Below are 16,174 nucleotides of genomic sequence, written 5' to 3'. Positions count from 1 at the left end.
TGCACGACCCGGCTCACGTACCAGCGGCCGACGCCGATGCTCCCCGCAGCTGAGTGCGTCGGACGGGCCCGCGGGCCCGGGCGGGAGTGGTGGCCGTGGTCCAGCGGATGAGGCTGCACCGTCGCCCGGCTCCCGACGCCGTCTCCCGGTGGTGGCCCGCGTCGCCGACGACGCCGGACGGCTGGCGATCGAGCTGGTCGACGTCAGCGTCGACGTCCTCTCCGGCGCGGTGGCCGGTCAGGCCGAGACCTTCGGCCGGTTCGCAGGAGGCGGTGCGCGAATCGCCGGCCGCCATCCACTCGCTGGTCGGTTGGGTCGCCTCGGTCGGCGGGGAGCTGGCCGCCACCCGCAGCGCGCTGCCGGAGATCGCCGCCACCGCCGCCCAGGGCACCGCCTTCGCCGAGCGCACCCATGTGCTGGCGCTCGACGCCCGGATCGAGCCCGCCCGCTCCGGCGCGGCCGGCAAGGGCTCACCGTCATCGCCGACAACGTGCGGCAGCTGGCCGCCGCCCGGTTTCGAGGAGGCCCTCGCCGGCGGGGCGGTCAGCCTGGGCGACCTGTTCGACACCGACTGCCGGCCGGTGCGCGGCTCGGACCCGCTGCAGCACACCACCCGGTTCACCGCGGCCGATCCTGGCGCGCGACCGGCACTGGCGCGGGCTGCGGCTGGCCTACCGGGCCTGAGCCGGCTCGCAGACCAGGACGGTGGGGGCGCCGGCCACCCGGGTGACGACGACGACCGCCGTCCCGCTGCCCGGGCCGCGCAGCTGCCGCGCCAGCGTCTCGGGCTCGATCGCCGAACCGCGCTTCTTCACCGTGACCCGGCCGACGCCGCGGGCGCGCAGCAGGGCCCTGAGCTTCTTGAGGTTGAACGGGAGCACCTCGGCCACCCGGTACGACGACACCCAGGGGGAGTCGGCTGCCGCGTCGGAGGTGAGGTAGGCGATCGTCGGGTCCACGAGGCTGCCGTCCAGCTGCTCGGCGACCAGGGCGACGAGGCCGGAGCGGATCACCGCCGGGTCCGGCTCGTGCAGCCAGGCGCGCACCCCGGCCACCGGGGCGAGCCCGGGGTCGGCGTCGGCGGTCAGCTCGGCCACCGAGCCGTCGGGCCGCAGCTGGGCGGCGCGACGCCACGCGGCCGACACCCCGCGGCCCCACAGCAGCGCCTCGACGATCGACCCGCCGGCGGAGACCCACTCGGCCTCGACCCCCGGTGGCACCCGGTCGTGGTCGAGCCCCGGCGCCACCTTCACCACGCAGGTGGGCAGCACGTCGAGCAGCCGGGACACCGTCGACCAGGGGGGTGACCAGCGGTCGGGGTCCAGCAGCCGCCGTCCGCCGGCCCGCCGTGCCGGGTCCAGCAAGGCGGCGGCGCACCCGGCCACCCGTCCGCCGGTCGCCGGGCCATCGGGGATCGCGGCCACCAGGTCGACGACGTCGGCGGCACGCACCTGCACGCGGTCGGCCAGCCCCAGCGCCGCGGTGTTGAACGCGGTGAGCTCCCGGGCGACCGGGTCCCGGTCGACGGCGACCACCCGGGCGCCTGCCCGGGCCAGCGCGATCGTGTCGGTGCCGGCGGCGCAGCCCAGGTCGGCGACGGCGGTGGCCCCGCCGGCGAGCAGCCGGTGCGCCCTCCGGGTGGCCAGCACCGGGCGGCCGGCCTGCTCCAGGGTGTCGCCGGTGAACAGCAGCCGGTCGGCGTCGGCGCCGAAGACGGCCCGGGCGCGGGCACGCTGGCGAGCGAACCCCCAGGCCGGACCGGCCAGGTCCACGCCCACCTCGGCGCGCAACCGGGTCAGCGCGGCGACGGCGTCGACCCCCTCGGCCAGCAGGGCGGCGGCCCGGTCCAGGGCCGCGGCTCCGGCCGGGGTGGCGACGTCGCGGAGCTGGCGCACCGTCTCGGTGGCCTCATCGCCGGACGGGTCGCCGGACTCGGCCGCCGGGTGCGTGCTGGACACGGCCACCAGCCTGGCCCACGGCCCTGTCGCCCGGGCGGGCGACCCGGTTGAGTGGCTGGCACTCACGTGGGTAGAGTGCCAACGACACGGCCGGTGGCTGACCCCCGCGACGGCAGCTCCCGCGACTCCGTGCCACAGCATCTGCACCACCGCACCACCTACCCGAGTACCCGTCCGACACCGAAGGGGGCGTCACGACGTGACGACCGCTACCAAGGTCAACATCAAGCCGCTCGAGGACCGCGTGGTCGTCCAGGCCAACGAGGCCGAGACCACCACCGCCTCCGGTCTGGTCATCCCGGACACCGCCAAGGAGAAGCCCCAGGAGGGCACCGTCGTCGCCGTCGGCCCCGGCCGCGTCGACGACAACGGCAACCGGGTCCCGCTCGACGTGAACGTCGGCGACGTGGTCATCTACTCGAAGTACGGCGGCACCGAGGTGCGCTACGGCGGCGAGGACTACCTCGTGCTGTCCGCGCGCGACCTGCTCGCCGTCGTGGAGAAGTGACCTCACCTCTCCCCGCGCACTGACCCACAGCGCGCACGCACTGCACGACACCGCCCCGGCGACCCGAGACACCGGGTCCCGGGGCGGTCGTCGTCTGCCCGGTTCTCCCCTGCAGCACCCTGAGAGAGGTCTGGCAATGGCCAAGATCATCCTGTTCGACGAGGACGCCCGGCGCGCCCTCGAGCGCGGCGTCGACAAGCTCGCCGACGCCGTCAAGGTCACCCTCGGCCCCCGCGGCCGCAACGTGGTGATCGACAAGAGCTTCGGCGCCCCCACGATCACCAACGACGGCGTCACGATCGCCCGCGAGATCGACCTCGAGGACCCCTACGAGAACCTCGGCGCCCAGCTCGCGAAGAACGTCGCCACCAAGACCAACGACGTCGCCGGTGACGGCACCACCACCGCCACCGTGCTGGCCCAGGCGCTGGTGCACGAGGGCATGCGCAACGTCGCGGCCGGGGCCAACCCGATGGCGCTGGGCCGCGGCATGCGCGCGGCCGTCGACGCCGTGCACGCGGCGCTGGACGCGGTCGCGATCCCGGTCGACGACCGGGGCGCCATCGCCGAGGTCGCCACCATCTCCGCCCAGGACGCCACGGTCGGCGACCTGATCGGCGAGGCGATGGAGCGGGTCGGCAAGGACGGCGTCATCACCGTCGAGGAGGCCAGTGGCATGACCACCGACCTCGACGTCACCGAGGGCGTCCAGTTCGACAAGGGCTACCTGTCGCCGTACTTCGTCACCGACACCGAGGAGCAGGAGGCCGTCCTCGAGGACGCCCTCGTGCTCCTCGTGCAGGGCAAGATCAGCGCGCTGGCCGACCTGCTGCCGCTGCTGGAGAAGGTGCTCTCGACCGGCGGCCGCCCGCTGCTGATCGTCGCCGAGGACGTCGAGGGCGAGGCGCTGTCCACCCTGGTGGTCAACTCCATCCGCAAGACCGTCAAGGTCGTCGCGGTGAAGTCGCCCTTCTTCGGCGACCGGCGCAAGGCGTTCATGGCCGACCTCGCCGTCGTCACCGGTGGCCAGGTCGTCAGCGAGGACGTCGGCCTGTCCCTGGACGGCGTCGGCCTGGAGGTGCTGGGCACCGCCCGCCGGGTCACCGTCACCAAGGACGACACCACGCTGGTCGACGGCGGCGGCACCTCCGAGGGCATCGCCGACCGGGTCGCCCAGATCCGCAAGGAGATCGAGGCGACCGACTCCGACTGGGACCGCGAGAAGCTCCAGGAGCGGCTGGCCAAGCTGGCCGGCGGCGTCGCGGTCATCCGGGTCGGTGCGGCCACCGAGGTCGAGATGAAGGAGAAGAAGCACCGGATCGAGGACGCCATCGCCGCCACCCGCGCCGGGGTGGAGGAGGGCGTCGTCCCCGGTGGTGGCTCCGCGCTGGTGCACGCCGCCACCGCGATCGACGGGCTGCAGCTCGACGGTGACGAGCTCACCGGCGCCCGGTCGGTGCGCACGGCGCTCGACGCCCCGCTGTCGCTGATCGCCGCCAACGCCGGCTTCGAGGGCCCTGTCGTCGTCGGCAAGGTGCGGGAGGCCGGTGCCGGTCAGGGCTTCAACGCCGCGACCGGCGAGTACGGCGACCTGGCCGCCCAGGGCGTCATCGACCCGGTCAAGGTCACCAAGGCCGCGCTGGGTCACGCCGCCTCCATCGCGGCGATGGTGCTCACCACCGACTCCGCGATCGTGGAGAAGCCCGCCGAGGAGGAGGCCGCCGCCGGCGGCCACCACACCCACGGCCACTCGCACGGCCACGGGCACAGCCACTGACGAAGGGCCGCCGGCCGGGAGACGAGTCCCGGCCGGCGGTCCCGGTGAACGCCGAGAGGGCCGGTCCGACGTGCTGTCGGACCGGCCCTCTCGGCGTTCGTGGGCGGGGGGGTCTCCCGCCCGGCGGTGCAGACCCCGGTGCTCAGACCCCGGCGGCGATGGCCGCGGGCTCGGCGGCGATCAGCCGGGCCCGCTCCTCCTCGCTCATGCCGCCCCAGACCCCGTAGGGCTCGCGGACGGCGAGCGCGTGCTTGAGGCACGCGTCGATCACGGGGCACGTTCCGCAGACGGCCTTGGCGGCGGCCTGACGGCGCGCACGCGCCGGGCCGCGCTCACCGTCCGGGTGGAAGAACAGCGACGTGCTCTCTCCCCGGCAGGCGCCGTGCAACTGCCAGTCCCAGACCTCGGCGACGGGGTTGGGCAGTCGGCGGATGTCGGCCATTGGACCTCCTCGGCTCGGATGCACCGGGGGGTCTGCCCGGTCACGGAGCAGCGGGTGCCCCCGCGCAGCAGGCGGCAAACACCGCTGATCACGTTTCGTCGTGCGAGATCTGCCGGGATGTGCATCGCGTCGTCGCCGATGGCCGCCGTCCGCCCGGCTCTCACCCCCGGGGGTGACGGGCGCTGTTGCCCCGTCACCCGGGCGATCAAGGTGGTGACAGGGAGTGCCGACCACCGGGGTGGGGGACACCCCGACACCCGTCCGGGGGTCGGAGGTGGCGGCGCCCCCGGGAGCGGGGCGCACCCCGTTCCCGACCATCGGCCGGGCGCTCGCCCGGACCGGTACGCACCGGCTCCCCGCCGGCGCAGAACGGGAGCACGCGGTGATCGAGGACAGGATGCGCAGCAACGGGAGCGCAGGTGCCGTGGTCTGGGTGTTCGACGAGCGCCGACGGGTGCGCGACGAGGTCGCCGCCCGGCTCCTCGCCCTGCCGTTCGTCAGCCGGGTCGAGGCGGTCGGTGACCCGGCCTCGCTGATGGCGCGGCTGGACAACCGGCTGCCCGACGTCCTGCTCGTCGGCACCCAGCGGGCCACCGACAGCGGCCTCTCGGTCGCCACCCAGGTGCTGCGCTCGCACCCCGCGCTGCGCGTGCTGGTGCTCGGCGCCCCCGACGACGCGGACTCCGTGCGGGCCGCGGTGGCCGCCGGTGCCCGCGGGTACCTCCGGTGGGACGCCAGCCCGCTGGAGCTCGGCCTGGGGCTCTCCCGGACCGGCATGCGCAACGAGCCCGGCCGCCCGCCGTCGCTGGCCCCTGCGCCCCGCTCGGCGCACCAGGTGATGGCCGGCGCCGGTGGCCCGTCGTCCGGGCCGTCCTGGGGCGGGGCGACCCCGCTGGCCGGGCTGGCCCCCACGACCGTCCGCTCGACGGTCCCCGAGACCCCCGCCGTCGCGCTGTCGATGCGGGAGATGCAGGTGCTCACCGGCATGAGCCAGGGCAAGAGCAACGCCCAGATCGGCCGGGAGCTCTACCTGTCCGAGGACACCATCAAGACCCACGCCCGGCGGCTGTTCCGCAAGCTGGGCGCCAAGGACCGCGCCGAGGCGGTGGCCACCGGCTTCCGCCGCGGCATGATGAGTTGACGAGTGACATCGCGATCCTCCGGATCGCACCGCGGCCACGAGCCGTCCCCTGCGGCCGCTGAGCCGTTCCCGCCGTTCCGGCGGGGACCCTCCGGGCCCGCCACCGGACCAGCGACGTCCTGACGGACGGAGATCCGTAGCAGCAGTGTGGTGACCGGCTCCCGGTCACCACACTGCTGCGTCCCGCTATTCCTCGCGGGCGTGCCGGCCGCCGGTGCCGTGGCGGCCGGTCGGCTCCTCGCGCTCGGCGAGCGCCGCGATCCCGTCGGCGTAGCCGCTGGCGTAGTCCCAGCTGACGTAGTCGTCCGGGTCCGGGTCGAAGGGCGGCTCGTGCCGGCCGGTCTGCCCCTCGTCGAGCAGCTGGCGGAGGTTGGCCTGCATCAGCGCCCAGTCGACGTGGTGCTCCTCCTGGCAGTCGGGGCAGTCCACCACGATGCCCTTGACGCCGGTGGGCTCCAGCAGGGTGCGGAAGACCTCCAGCTCGGCGAGGTCGTCGAGCACCCCCGCCCGCTCCTCCATGGTCAGCGGCGGGTGCCCCGGCCCGCCGTCGGGGTCGCGCCCGAACTCCCCGCCGAAGTCACCGCTGAAGTCACGGTCGCGGTCGGCGAACCCGTCAGCTGCGTCGTCCCACGCGTCCACGTGTCCTCCTCGCCGGTACCTGCTGCCGTCGCCGGGCCGGTACCCGCTGGTGACCAGCGGGGGCGGCGTCCGACGGACCACGGTAACGGGGGATCGGTGTGCCTGGGGCCTCCGCCTACGATCGACGTGGTCCCCCTGCGCCGTCGGCGGCGCTCCACCACCAACTCCGAGAGGGTGGCGACACGTGCAGCCCGATGAGCACCGTCCCGAACTGCCGGCCAAGTTCGCTCCGCTGGGGCTGACCTACGACGACGTCCTCCTCGTCCCCGGGCCCTCGGACATCGTCCCCACCGACGTCGACACCAGCACCCGGCTGACCCGCGGCATCCGGCTGGCCATCCCGCTGGTCTCCTCCGCGATGGACACCGTGACCGAGTCGCGGATGGCGATCGCCATGGCCCGCGCCGGGGGCATCGGCATCCTGCACCGCAACCTCGCCGCCGAGGACCAGGCCGGCCAGGTCGACCTGGTGAAGCGCTCCGAGGCCGGCATGGTCACCAACCCGGTCACCTGCCTCCCGGAGAACACCCTGGCCGAGGTCGACGCCCTCTCGGGCCGGTACCGGATCTCCGGCGCCCCCGTGGTCGACGCCGACGGCGTGCTGGTCGGCATGGTCACCAACCGGGACATGCGCTTCGAGACTGACCAGCACCGGCTCGTCCGCGACGTGATGACGCCGATGCCGCTGGTCACCGCGCCCGTCGGCGTCGACCCGGACGAGGCGCTGGCGCTGCTCAAGCAGCACAAGATCGAGAAGCTGCCGCTGGTCGACGCCGCCGGCCGGCTGCGCGGGCTGATCACCGTCAAGGACTTCGTCAAGCGCGACCAGTACCCCCACGCGACCAAGGACGTCGACGGCCGGCTGTCGGTCGGCGCGGCGCTCGGCGTCGGCGAGGACGCCTACAAGCGCGCCGGCCTGCTGGTGGACGCCGGGGTCGACGTGCTCGTCGTCGACACCGCGCACGGGCACCAGCGCGCGGTGCTGGAGATGGTCGCCCGGGTGAAGAAGGACTTCGCGAACGTCGGGCACGGCGTGCAGGTCGTCGGCGGCAACATCGCCACCCGGGCCGGCGCCCAGGCGCTCATCGACGCCGGCGTGGACGCGGTCAAGGTCGGCGTCGGCCCCGGCTCGATCTGCACGACCCGGGTGGTGGCCGGCGTGGGCGTCCCGCAGGTCACCGCGATCTACGAGGCCGCGCTCGCCGCGCGCCCGGCCGGTGTCCCGGTCATCGCCGACGGCGGCCTGCAGTACTCCGGCGACATCGCCAAGGCGCTCGTCGCCGGCGCCGACACCGTGATGATCGGCGGCCTGTTCGCCGGCGTCGAGGAGGCACCGGGCGAGCTGGTCTTCATGAACGGCAAGCAGTACAAGACCTACCGCGGCATGGGGTCGCTGGGCGCGATGCAGAAGCGCGGCAACCAGTCCTTCAGCCGCGACCGGTACTTCGCCGACGACGTCCTCTCCGACGACAAGCTCGTCCCCGAGGGCATCGAGGGCCAGGTCCCCTACCGTGGACCGCTGTCCGGGGTCGCCCACCAGCTGGTGGGCGGGCTCCGCGCCGGCATGGGCTACGCCGGTGCAGCCACCATCGCCGACCTGCAGGAGCACGGCCAGCTGACCCGGATCACCTCCGCCGGCCTGACCGAGAGCCACCCGCACGATATTCAGATGACCGTCGAAGCACCCAACTACCGAGGCCGGTGAACGGTGCGCACCCGCGCCATCCGTGAGAACGCCGTAGCCCCCAACCACCGAGGCCGCTGACCCCATGCCAGTACGCGACAACGTCGAGATCGGCCTGAACCGCTTCGCCCGCCGGGGCTACGACCTGGACGAGGTGTCGATCGTCCCCTCGCGGCGCACCCGCGACCACGACGACGTCTCCACCGCCTGGCAGATCGACGCCTTCCGGTTCGAGATGCCGCTGGTCACCAGCCCCAGCGACGCCGTGGTCAGCCCGGCCACCGCGATCGCCATCGGCCAGGCCGGCGGGCTCGGGGTGCTCAACGCGGAGGGGCTGTGGACCCGCTACGACGACCCCACCGACGTCTACCGCCGGCTGCGGGACGCCGCCGGCCCCGACAGCGGGCCGCCGACCGCGCTGCTGCAGGAGGTCTACGCCGAGCCGGTGAAGCCCGACCTGGTCTCCGCCCGGGTCAAGGAGCTGCGTGACTCCGGGGTGACGACGGCGGTGCGGGTCTCGCCGCAGCACACGCTGCAGCTCGCGCCGGCGATCCTCGCCGCGGGGGTGGACCTGCTGGTCATCCAGGGGACGATCGTCTCCGCCGAGCACGTGACGACGGCGGGGGAGGCGCTGAACCTCAAGGACTTCATCGCCGACCTCGACGTCCCGGTGATCGTCGGCGGCGCGGCCGACTACCAGACCGCGCTGCACCTGATGCGCACCGGCGCCGCCGGCGTGATCGTCGGCGTGGGTGCCGACAGCTGGTCCACCGCCGACGCCGTCATGGGCATCCGGGTGCCGCTGGCCAGCGCGATCGCCGACGCCGCCGCGGCCCGCCGCGACTACCTGGACGAGACCGGTGGCCGGTACGTGCACGTGATCGCCAACGGCCGGATCGAGACCAGCGGGGCGATCGCCCGCGCGCTGGCCTGCGGCGCCGACGCCGTCCAGCTGGGCGAGCCGCTGCGTGCGGCGAGCGAGGCGCCGGCCGGCGGCGTGTGGTGGGACTCGGTGGCCGCGCACCCGCGGCTGCCCCGGGGCGGTACCTCCGGCGTGGCCGAGCCGCGCGGCACGCTCGAGCAGCTGCTGCTCGGACCGGCCGAGGCCGCCGACGGGCGCACCAACCTCTTCGGCGCGCTGCGGCGGACGATGGCCAAGACCGGCTACCGGGACCTCAAGGAGTTCCAGCGGGTCGACCTCGTCCTCGGCGGCGGGCGCGACGACGCCGCCGGCCACCTGGCCGGCTGAGGGCGACGATGAGCAGCGGTGCGTCGCACATGGACTTCCCGACCGTCCTGGTCATCGACTTCGGCGCGCAGTACGCGCAGCTGATCGCGCGCCGGATCCGTGAGGCCGGCGTCTACTCCGAGCTCGTGGGCTCCGACGTCCCGGTCGAGGAGCTGCTGGCCCGCAAGCCGGCGGCGATCGTGCTCTCCGGTGGCCCGTCCAGCGTCTACGCCGAGGGTGCGCCGCAGGTCGACCCGGCGGTCTTCGAGGCCGGGGTGCCGGCCTTCGGCATCTGCTACGGCTTCCAGGCGATGGCGGCGAGCCTGGGCGGCACCGTCGCCCGCACCGGTGACCGGGAGTACGGCGGCACCCCCCTGACGGTCACCACGCCCGGCCGGCTCTTCGGCGCCGTGCCGAACGAGCAGTCGGTCTGGATGAGCCACGGCGACGCGGTCAGCGCGGCTCCGCCCGGGTTCACCGTCACCGCCACCTCGAGCGGCGCCCCGGTCGCGGCGTTCGAGGACGTCGACCGGCGGCTGGCCGGCGTGCAGTTCCACCCCGAGGTGAAGCACACCGCCCACGGGCAGACGGTGCTCGAGCACTTCCTGTTCGACATCGCCGGCCTCACGCCCAGCTGGACGATGGCCAACGTCGTCGACGAGCAGGTCGCGCTGATCCGCGAGCAGATCGGCGACCGGCGGGCCATCTGCGGGCTCTCCGGCGGGGTCGACTCCGCGGTGGCGGCGGCGCTGGTCCAGCGGGCCATCGGCGACCGGCTGACCTGCGTCTACGTCGACCACGGCCTGATGCGCGAGGGCGAGACCGAGCAGATCGAGCGGGACTTCGTCGCGGTCACCGGCGCCGACCTGCGGGTCGTCGACGCCAGCGAGCAGTTCCTCACCGCGCTGGCCGGGGTGAGCGACCCGGAGACCAAGCGGAAGATCATCGGCCGGGAGTTCATCCGGGTCTTCGAGCAGGCCGCCCTCGACGTGATCGCCGACGCCAAGGAGCACGGCGAGACCGTCGACTTCCTCGTGCAGGGCACGCTCTACCCCGACGTCGTGGAGTCCGGAGGCGGCACCGGTACGGCGAACATCAAGAGCCACCACAACGTCGGCGGGCTGCCCGAGGACCTCACCTTCACCCTGGTCGAGCCGCTGCGCACGCTGTTCAAGGACGAGGTGCGCGAGGTCGGTCGCCAGTTGGGCCTGCCCGACACCCTGGTGCAGCGCCAGCCGTTCCCCGGCCCGGGGCTGGGCATCCGGATCATCGGCGAGGTCACCCGGGAGCGGCTGGACGTGCTGCGCCAGGCCGACGCGATCGCCCGCGAGGAGCTGACCGCAGCATCGCTGGACACCGAGATCTGGCAGTGCCCGGTGGTGCTGCTGGCCGACGTCCGCTCGGTGGGCGTGCAGGGCGACGGGCGCACCTACGGCCACCCGGTGGTGCTGCGCCCGGTGTCCAGCGAGGACGCCATGACCGCGGACTGGACCCGGTTGCCCTACGACGTGCTGGCGAAGATCTCCACCCGGATCACCAACGAGGTCGCCGAGGTGAACCGGGTCGTGCTCGACGTCACGAGCAAGCCCCCGGGCACGATCGAGTGGGAGTAGCGGGCGGACGGTCACCCGACCTGCGGGTGACCGTCTCCCGTGGTGAGGTGGTCGACGGTCTTGATCGTCGTCCTCAGGAGGTCCCTGCGTGATCGCCGGAACGTGGCCGTTGCTGCCCAGCGCGCTCGCGCTCGCCGCCATGGCCCTGGTGATCGTCTTCGCCGGCGTCCGGCTGACCCGCGTCGCCGACGAGCTCGCCGATCGGACCGGCCTGGGCGACGCGCTCGGCGGTGCGCTGCTGCTGGGTGCGGTCACCTCCCTGCCGGGGATCGTCGCCACCGCGACCGGCGCCCTGGAGGGGGATCCCGGGTTCGGCCTGGCCAACCCGATCGGCGGTGTCGCGATCCAGACGGTCTGGCTGGCGATCGCCGACCTGGTGTATCGCCGCGCCAACCTGGAGCACTCCGCCGCCTCGCTGCAGAACGTGCTGCAGTCGCTGATCCTCGTGGCGCTGCTGTCGGTGCCGGTGATGGCCTACGCGACCCCCGACCTGCGGTGGGGCTGGATCCACCCGCTCACCCTGCTGATCCCGGTGCTCTACGCCTACGGCCTGGTGCTGCTGCGGCGCATGGACGACCACCCGATGTGGATCCCGACGCACACCTCGGCCACCGTGGAGCAGGACCCGGAGGAGGAGGGGAGCGACCGCTCCACCCGGCGGCTGTGGGCCCTGCTGGCGTCGCTCGGTCTGGTGGTCGGGGTCGCCGGCTGGGTGATCGGCCAGGCCGGCCTGGGTGTCGCGCAGGCCACCGGGCTGTCCAGCGGCATCGTCGGGTTCACGCTCACCACGGCGGTCACCTCGCTGCCCGAGCTGGTCGTGCTGCTGACCGCCGTGCGGATGGGCGCGCTGAGCCTCGGTGTCGGCAACATCATCGGCGGCAACACCTTCGACACCCTCATGATCGCCGTGGCCGACGCCTTCTACCTGGACGGGCCGATCTACCGGGACGCCGGGCCGGTCAGCCTGGTCCTGCTCGGCGGGACGGTCCTGCTCACCACCGTGCTCACCGCCGGACTGGTGATGCGGGACCGGAAGGGCATCGGCTTCGAGGGGATCCTGCTGCCGCTCATCTACGCGGCGACGATCGCCCTCGCGGTGATCAGCCGCTGACCTGGCCCGGGGGAGCAGGCGCTCTCCCCGGGCCCCGGATCAACGTCGGCGGCGGGCTCGGCGCAGTTCGTTGACCAGCAGCGCCAGCCCGGCGCCGATCAGCAGCACCCAGGCGAAGCCGTCGTTGAACCAGCCCAGCGGCAGGTCGATCCCGGTCATCAGCAGCACGGCCAGACCGATGAAGAACACCCCGGCGACGAGGGCGGTGGTGTCCACGTCCCGCCGGCGCGGCGGGTCGGTCGGCGAGGACCCACTGGGGAAGACCTCGGTCTGCTGCCGGCCGAGGGAGTCGTGCTCAGCCACGGGACACCTCCACGTCCCCGATGCCGTTGGTGATCGTGAGGACGATCTCGGGTTCGTCGTCGTCACTCCAGTCCGCGCCGGTCCCCGGGAAGTAGCCGGTGTCGACGACGTCGCCGAACAGGTCCACCTCACCGATGCCGCTGTCCACGCTCACCTGGACGTCGGCCGAGAACGGCACCAGCACGTTGATGTCGCCCACCCCGGCGTCCACGCCCGTGCGGACGGGGCCGTCGGCGTCTGCGAGGTCGATCTCGGTGAGGTCGAGCGTGAGGTTCCCGGCACCGTGCTCGTACTGCGACTGCACGGCGGCGGCGGTGGTCGGCCGGTAGGTGCGGTCTCCCACCTCCCCGTTGGGCAGCTGGACGGTCGCCACCGCCAGCAGCGCGGCCGACAGCAGCAACCCCAGGGTGATGAGGCCCCCCTTGGCGCCGCGTCCGACCCCGGTCACCGCGCCGACGACGAGCCCGACGCCCACGACCAGGAGGGCGCTGCCGAGGAAGCCCCGGGCGCCGACGTCCAGGTCGGTGAACTGGGTGACCAGCACGCCCAGCCCGAGGACGATCAGCAGCGCCGCGACGGTCACGCCGGGCACCGGCGAGCGCGGGCCGGACGGCCGTTGCGGGGCCGCGGCCGGGTCACCGGGCTGGCCGGCGGGCGCCGCCGGCATGAGGAGCCACAGCAGCACGTAGATCACGATGCCGCTGCCGCCGGCCAGGGTGAGCGCGATCGCGCCGACCCGCCAGAGCAGGGCGTCGACGCCGGTGTAGTCGGCCAGACCGCCGGCGACGCCGCCGATCACCTTGTCGGTGCGGCTGCGGCGCAGCTGCGGGCGGGGCGCCGGCCCGGGCGGGGTCGGCGGCGGGGGCCAGGAACCCGGGTGCCAGGAGCCGGGGGCGGATCGGCGGCGGGCGGTGGCGCCGAGGGCGGGACTGCTGAGGTCATGGCACCAGCCTGGCCGCTCCGGCCGCGCCGGGGTATCCGGGAACCCCCTGGGCCGACCCTGATCCCCACCGGGCACCTCGTGTCCGGGCCGTCCCCGCACTCCGGGTGATCACCGGTGTGCCGACGGGGCGGACGGTGACACGATCGTCGGGTGACCACCAGCACCGCGCCGAGCACCGCGCCGAGCACCGCGCCGAGCGCCTCGCCGGGTGCCGAGCCCCGGCTGGGCCGCGGCGCACGGCCCCCGCTGGCGCGCCCGGCCTCCGGCCGGCTGCTCGCCGGGGTCGCCGCGGGGACGGCGGCGCACCTGCGCCTGGACCCGCTGGTCGTCCGGGTGGTCGTGGTCGGGCTGGCCTTCACCGGCGTCGGCGTCGTCGCCTACGCCCTGCTGTGGCTGACGATGCCGGTCGCCGACCCGTCGGCCGAGGACCCCGCGGCCGCCGTGCTCGGTCAGCGGCCCGGCCGCCGCCAGCTGATCCTGCTGGCGCTGCTCTCCTTCGCCGCGTTCGGGACGGTCTCCCAGCTGCTCACCTTCGGCGGCTACGACGTCGTCCTGCCGCTCGTGCTCGCCGGGATCGGCCTGGCGGTGATCTGGCGGCAGACCGACGTCGACGGCGCGCTGTCCCGCAGCACCAGCCGCTGGGGGCTGGCCGCCGGGGTCGCCGTCGGGGTGGTCGGGGTGGTGCTCCTGCTGGTCACCACCGGCCAGCTCGCCAACGCCCGCAACGGATTCACCGCCACCGTGGTGATCCTCGTCGGGCTGGCACTGGCGACCGCTCCGCTGTGGCGCCGGCTGCTCGACCAGCGGGCGGCCGAGCGCGCGGCCCGCATCCGCTCGGAGGAGCGTGCCGCCGTCGCCGCGCACCTGCACGACTCGGTGCTGCAGACCCTCGCGCTCATCCAGCGGCACGCCGACGACCCCACCGCGGTCGGCCGGCTGGCCCGCAGCCAGGAGCGGGAGCTGCGGGCCTGGCTGTACGAGCCCACGGTGGTCACCGGCGGCACGTGGGCCGGGCTGATCGCCCGGCTCGTCGCCGAGGTGGAGGCCGACCACGCCGTCGCCGTCGACCCGGTGGTGGTCGGCGACCTGCCGGTGGACGACGCCGTCGCCACGCTGGGCCAGGCCGCCAAGGAGGCGGTGGTCAACGCCGCCAAGCACTCGGGCGCTCCCCGGGTGTCGCTCTACACCGAGGTGACGCCGACGGCGGTGACGGTGTTCGTCCGGGACCGCGGCACCGGCTTCGACCCCGCCACGGTCCCCGCGGACCGCCGCGGACTGCGCGACTCGGTGGTGGGCCGGCTGACCCGGCTCGACGGAACGGCGACGGTGCGTTCGGCACCAGGAGAGGGGACCGAGGTGGAGCTGTGTCTCCCGCGGACGGCGGGGGTGCCGGGATGAGCGCGCCGATCCGGGTCTTCCTCGTCGACGACCACGCGATGGTCCGGGCCGGGGTCCGCTCCGAGCTGGGCGACGACGTCGAGGTGGTGGGCGAGGCCGCCGACGTCGCCACCGCGATCGCCGGCGTCCGCGCCGCAGCACCCGACGTCGTCCTGCTCGACGTCCACCTGCCGGGGGGGAACGGCCAGGCGGTGCTCGAGGCGCTGCGCACCGAGCTGCCGCAGACCCGCTGGCTGGCGCTGTCGGTCTCCGACGCCGCCGAGGACGTCATCGCGGTCATCCGGGCCGGCGCCCGCGGCTACGTCACCAAGACGATCTCGGGGGCGGAGCTGCGGGACGCCGTGCGCCGGGTGGCCGAGGACGACGTGGTGTTCAGCCCGCGGCTGGCCGGCTTCGTGCTCGACGCCTTCGCCGCCGGCGGTGCCGCCCCGCCCGCCACCGGCGGCCCGGGCGGGGACCCCGCCGTCGACCCCGGGCTGGATCTGCTCTCGGCCCGGGAGCGGGAGGTGATGCAGCTGCTGGCGCGGGGCTACACCTACCGGGAGATCGGCCAGCGGCTGTTCATCTCGGTCAAGACCGTCGAGTCGCACGCCTCCAACGTGCTGCGCAAGCTGCAGCTGTCCAACCGCAACGAGCTCACCCGCTGGGCGGCGACCAACCGCTTGCTCTAGGCGGTGTGCACGACCTGGAACGCCTCGGCGACACGGCCGGCGGGCAGGCCGTGCGTGCGCGCGTTCTGCTGCATCCAGCCGGTGAGGAACTCCGCCAGCTGACCCTCGGGCCAGTGGGACACCTGGCTGACGTGCGACCGCAGCGCGGCGAGCTTGCGGTCCAGCACGTCGGTGACGTCGACGGCGTGGTCCGAGCGGGGGCCGCCGCCCAGCCACACCTCCGACACCGTCCAGGCCTCCAGGCCCTCGTCGGCCAGCAGCTCGGGGAAGGCGAAGGGGTTGCGGGCGTCGGGGTAGACGGCGCGCAGCGTCGACTCGCCGACGATCATGTGGTCCGGGTGGCTGGCGCCGATCCGCTCCCAGAACCGCTCGGGGGAACTCGTGAGCACCCGCTGGGGACGCACCTGGCGGATCACCCGGCTGATGTCCCGGCGCAGGTCGAGGGAGGGCTCCAACCGCCCGTCGGGGTAGCCGAGGAAGCGGACGTCGGTCACCCCGACCGCGGCGGCGGCCGCGGTCTGCTCCTCGCGGCGCAGCGGGCCCATCCGCTCCCGGGGGGTGTCGTCGAACCCGCCGGCGTCGCCGTCGGTGACCATCAGGTACGTCACCTCGGTGCCGGCCGCGGTCCAGGTGGCGACGGTCCCGGCGCTGCCGAAGTCGACGTCGTCGGGGTGGGCCAGCACGCACAGGGCGCGCTCGACGTGCTCGGCGGGGGCGGTGGGCAGCGGCATCACGCGCGGCAGCCTAGGCCGCCGGGT

Annotated in this window: 16 protein-coding genes; 9 read left to right on the top strand and 7 right to left on the bottom strand. The window is 74.4% G+C overall.

The genetic code is table 11. The features are described from left to right. Positions 1 to 13: 13 nt before the first annotated feature. Together JD78_RS14165 and JD78_RS14160 are read right to left on the bottom strand one after the other, a co-directional pair. Positions 14 to 466 carry a hypothetical protein gene (locus JD78_RS14165; RefSeq protein WP_153359899.1) on the bottom strand — a complete coding sequence of 151 codons (453 nt, stop codon included), beginning with the start codon at positions 464 to 466 and terminating at the stop codon, positions 14 to 16. A gap of 205 nt (positions 467 to 671) precedes the next feature. Next, complete coding sequence (locus JD78_RS14160) at positions 672 to 1,958, bottom strand: class I SAM-dependent methyltransferase (protein WP_153359901.1); 1,287 nt, start codon at positions 1,956 to 1,958, stop codon at positions 672 to 674. 199 nt (positions 1,959 to 2,157) lie between these two features. Here JD78_RS14160 and groES point away from each other — a divergent pair, with 199 nt between their 5' ends. Both groES and groL read left to right on the top strand, forming a co-directional pair. Continuing rightward, positions 2,158 to 2,466, top strand: a complete 309-nt coding sequence (gene groES, locus JD78_RS14155; RefSeq protein ID WP_036334331.1) for a co-chaperone GroES — start codon at positions 2,158 to 2,160, stop codon at positions 2,464 to 2,466. Positions 2,467 to 2,602: 136 nt separating this feature from the next. After that, a complete protein-coding gene (gene groL, locus JD78_RS14150; RefSeq protein ID WP_153359903.1) occupies positions 2,603 to 4,243 on the top strand; it encodes a chaperonin GroEL in 1,641 nt (546 codons plus the stop codon). A gap of 142 nt (positions 4,244 to 4,385) precedes the next feature. Here the strand turns inward: groL and JD78_RS14145 are convergent, their stop codons facing one another. Beyond that, positions 4,386 to 4,685: a WhiB family transcriptional regulator gene (locus JD78_RS14145; protein ID WP_153359905.1), complete on the bottom strand. Its 300-nt coding sequence runs from the start codon at positions 4,683 to 4,685 to the stop codon at positions 4,386 to 4,388. Positions 4,686 to 5,067: 382 nt separating this feature from the next. Between JD78_RS14145 and JD78_RS14140 the strand changes: the two genes are divergently transcribed. Next, the gene (locus JD78_RS14140; RefSeq protein WP_153359947.1) at positions 5,068 to 5,826 is read left to right on the top strand and encodes a response regulator transcription factor; all 759 of its coding nucleotides are present in this window, start codon (positions 5,068 to 5,070) and stop codon (positions 5,824 to 5,826) included. A gap of 186 nt (positions 5,827 to 6,012) precedes the next feature. On the opposite strand, the gene JD78_RS14135 is transcribed toward JD78_RS14140, so the two are convergent. Further along, the gene (locus tag JD78_RS14135; RefSeq protein WP_228395126.1) at positions 6,013 to 6,465 is read right to left on the bottom strand and encodes a DUF5319 family protein; all 453 of its coding nucleotides are present in this window, start codon (positions 6,463 to 6,465) and stop codon (positions 6,013 to 6,015) included. Positions 6,466 to 6,649: 184 nt separating this feature from the next. On the opposite strand from JD78_RS14135, the gene guaB reads away from it, so the two are divergent. The 4 genes from guaB to JD78_RS14115 all read left to right on the top strand — a co-directional run bounded on the left by guaB (position 6,650) and on the right by JD78_RS14115 (position 12,101). Further along, on the top strand, positions 6,650 to 8,170 hold the full coding sequence (gene guaB / locus JD78_RS14130) for an IMP dehydrogenase (protein WP_153359907.1): 1,521 nt from the start codon (positions 6,650 to 6,652) through the stop codon (positions 8,168 to 8,170). Between the two features lie 64 nt (positions 8,171 to 8,234). Further along, positions 8,235 to 9,398: a GuaB3 family IMP dehydrogenase-related protein gene (locus JD78_RS14125; RefSeq protein WP_153359909.1), complete on the top strand. Its 1,164-nt coding sequence runs from the start codon at positions 8,235 to 8,237 to the stop codon at positions 9,396 to 9,398. An 8-nt stretch (positions 9,399 to 9,406) separates the two neighbouring features. Beyond that, a complete protein-coding gene (guaA, locus tag JD78_RS14120; protein WP_153359911.1) occupies positions 9,407 to 10,990 on the top strand; it encodes a glutamine-hydrolyzing GMP synthase in 1,584 nt (527 codons plus the stop codon). An 88-nt stretch (positions 10,991 to 11,078) separates the two neighbouring features. Continuing rightward, positions 11,079 to 12,101 carry a sodium:calcium antiporter gene (locus JD78_RS14115; protein ID WP_228395127.1) on the top strand — a complete coding sequence of 341 codons (1,023 nt, stop codon included), beginning with the start codon at positions 11,079 to 11,081 and terminating at the stop codon, positions 12,099 to 12,101. 39 nt (positions 12,102 to 12,140) lie between these two features. Here the strand turns inward: JD78_RS14115 and JD78_RS14110 are convergent, their stop codons facing one another. Together JD78_RS14110 and JD78_RS14105 are read right to left on the bottom strand one after the other, a co-directional pair. Beyond that, positions 12,141 to 12,404 (bottom strand): hypothetical protein, encoded by a 264-nt coding sequence (locus tag JD78_RS14110; protein ID WP_153359913.1) that lies wholly within the window; start codon positions 12,402 to 12,404, stop codon positions 12,141 to 12,143. Then, positions 12,397 to 13,203: a PspC domain-containing protein gene (locus tag JD78_RS14105; protein ID WP_243731048.1), complete on the bottom strand. Its 807-nt coding sequence runs from the start codon at positions 13,201 to 13,203 to the stop codon at positions 12,397 to 12,399. The genes JD78_RS14110 and JD78_RS14105 overlap by 8 nt, the downstream gene beginning before the upstream one ends. A 294-nt stretch (positions 13,204 to 13,497) precedes the next feature. Here JD78_RS14105 and JD78_RS14100 point away from each other — a divergent pair, with 294 nt between their 5' ends. Together JD78_RS14100 and JD78_RS14095 are read left to right on the top strand one after the other, a co-directional pair. Next, on the top strand, positions 13,498 to 14,745 hold the full coding sequence (locus JD78_RS14100) for an ATP-binding protein (RefSeq protein ID WP_243731047.1): 1,248 nt from the start codon (positions 13,498 to 13,500) through the stop codon (positions 14,743 to 14,745). Next, positions 14,742 to 15,416: a response regulator gene (locus JD78_RS14095; RefSeq protein WP_153362340.1), complete on the top strand. Its 675-nt coding sequence runs from the start codon at positions 14,742 to 14,744 to the stop codon at positions 15,414 to 15,416. The genes JD78_RS14100 and JD78_RS14095 overlap by 4 nt, the downstream gene beginning before the upstream one ends. On the opposite strand, the gene JD78_RS14090 is transcribed toward JD78_RS14095, so the two are convergent. Further along, a complete protein-coding gene (locus JD78_RS14090; protein WP_153362343.1) occupies positions 15,413 to 16,147 on the bottom strand; it encodes a PIG-L deacetylase family protein in 735 nt (244 codons plus the stop codon). The genes JD78_RS14095 and JD78_RS14090 overlap by 4 nt on opposite strands. Between the last annotated feature and the right edge of the window lie 27 nt (positions 16,148 to 16,174).

It is taken from the genome of Modestobacter roseus (assembly GCF_007994135.1).
In the GTDB taxonomy this organism is placed as follows: domain Bacteria; phylum Actinomycetota; class Actinomycetes; order Mycobacteriales; family Geodermatophilaceae; genus Modestobacter; species Modestobacter roseus.
This window is presented reverse-complemented; position numbering and strand designations above follow the sequence as displayed.

Excerpts from the sequence above, each read along its gene's own strand:
- groL (WP_153359903.1), top strand. The coding sequence starts at position 2,603 with ATGGCCAAGATCATCCTGTTCGACGAGGACGCCCGGCGCGCCCTCGAG.
- JD78_RS14145 (WP_153359905.1), bottom strand. The coding sequence starts at position 4,685 with ATGGCCGACATCCGCCGACTGCCCAACCCCGTCGCCGAGGTCTGGGAC.
- JD78_RS14125 (WP_153359909.1), top strand. The coding sequence starts at position 8,235 with ATGCCAGTACGCGACAACGTCGAGATCGGCCTGAACCGCTTCGCCCGC.
- guaA (WP_153359911.1), top strand. The coding sequence starts at position 9,407 with ATGAGCAGCGGTGCGTCGCACATGGACTTCCCGACCGTCCTGGTCATC.
- JD78_RS14095 (WP_153362340.1), top strand. The coding sequence starts at position 14,742 with ATGAGCGCGCCGATCCGGGTCTTCCTCGTCGACGACCACGCGATGGTC.
- JD78_RS14090 (WP_153362343.1), bottom strand. The coding sequence starts at position 16,147 with ATGCCGCTGCCCACCGCCCCCGCCGAGCACGTCGAGCGCGCCCTGTGC.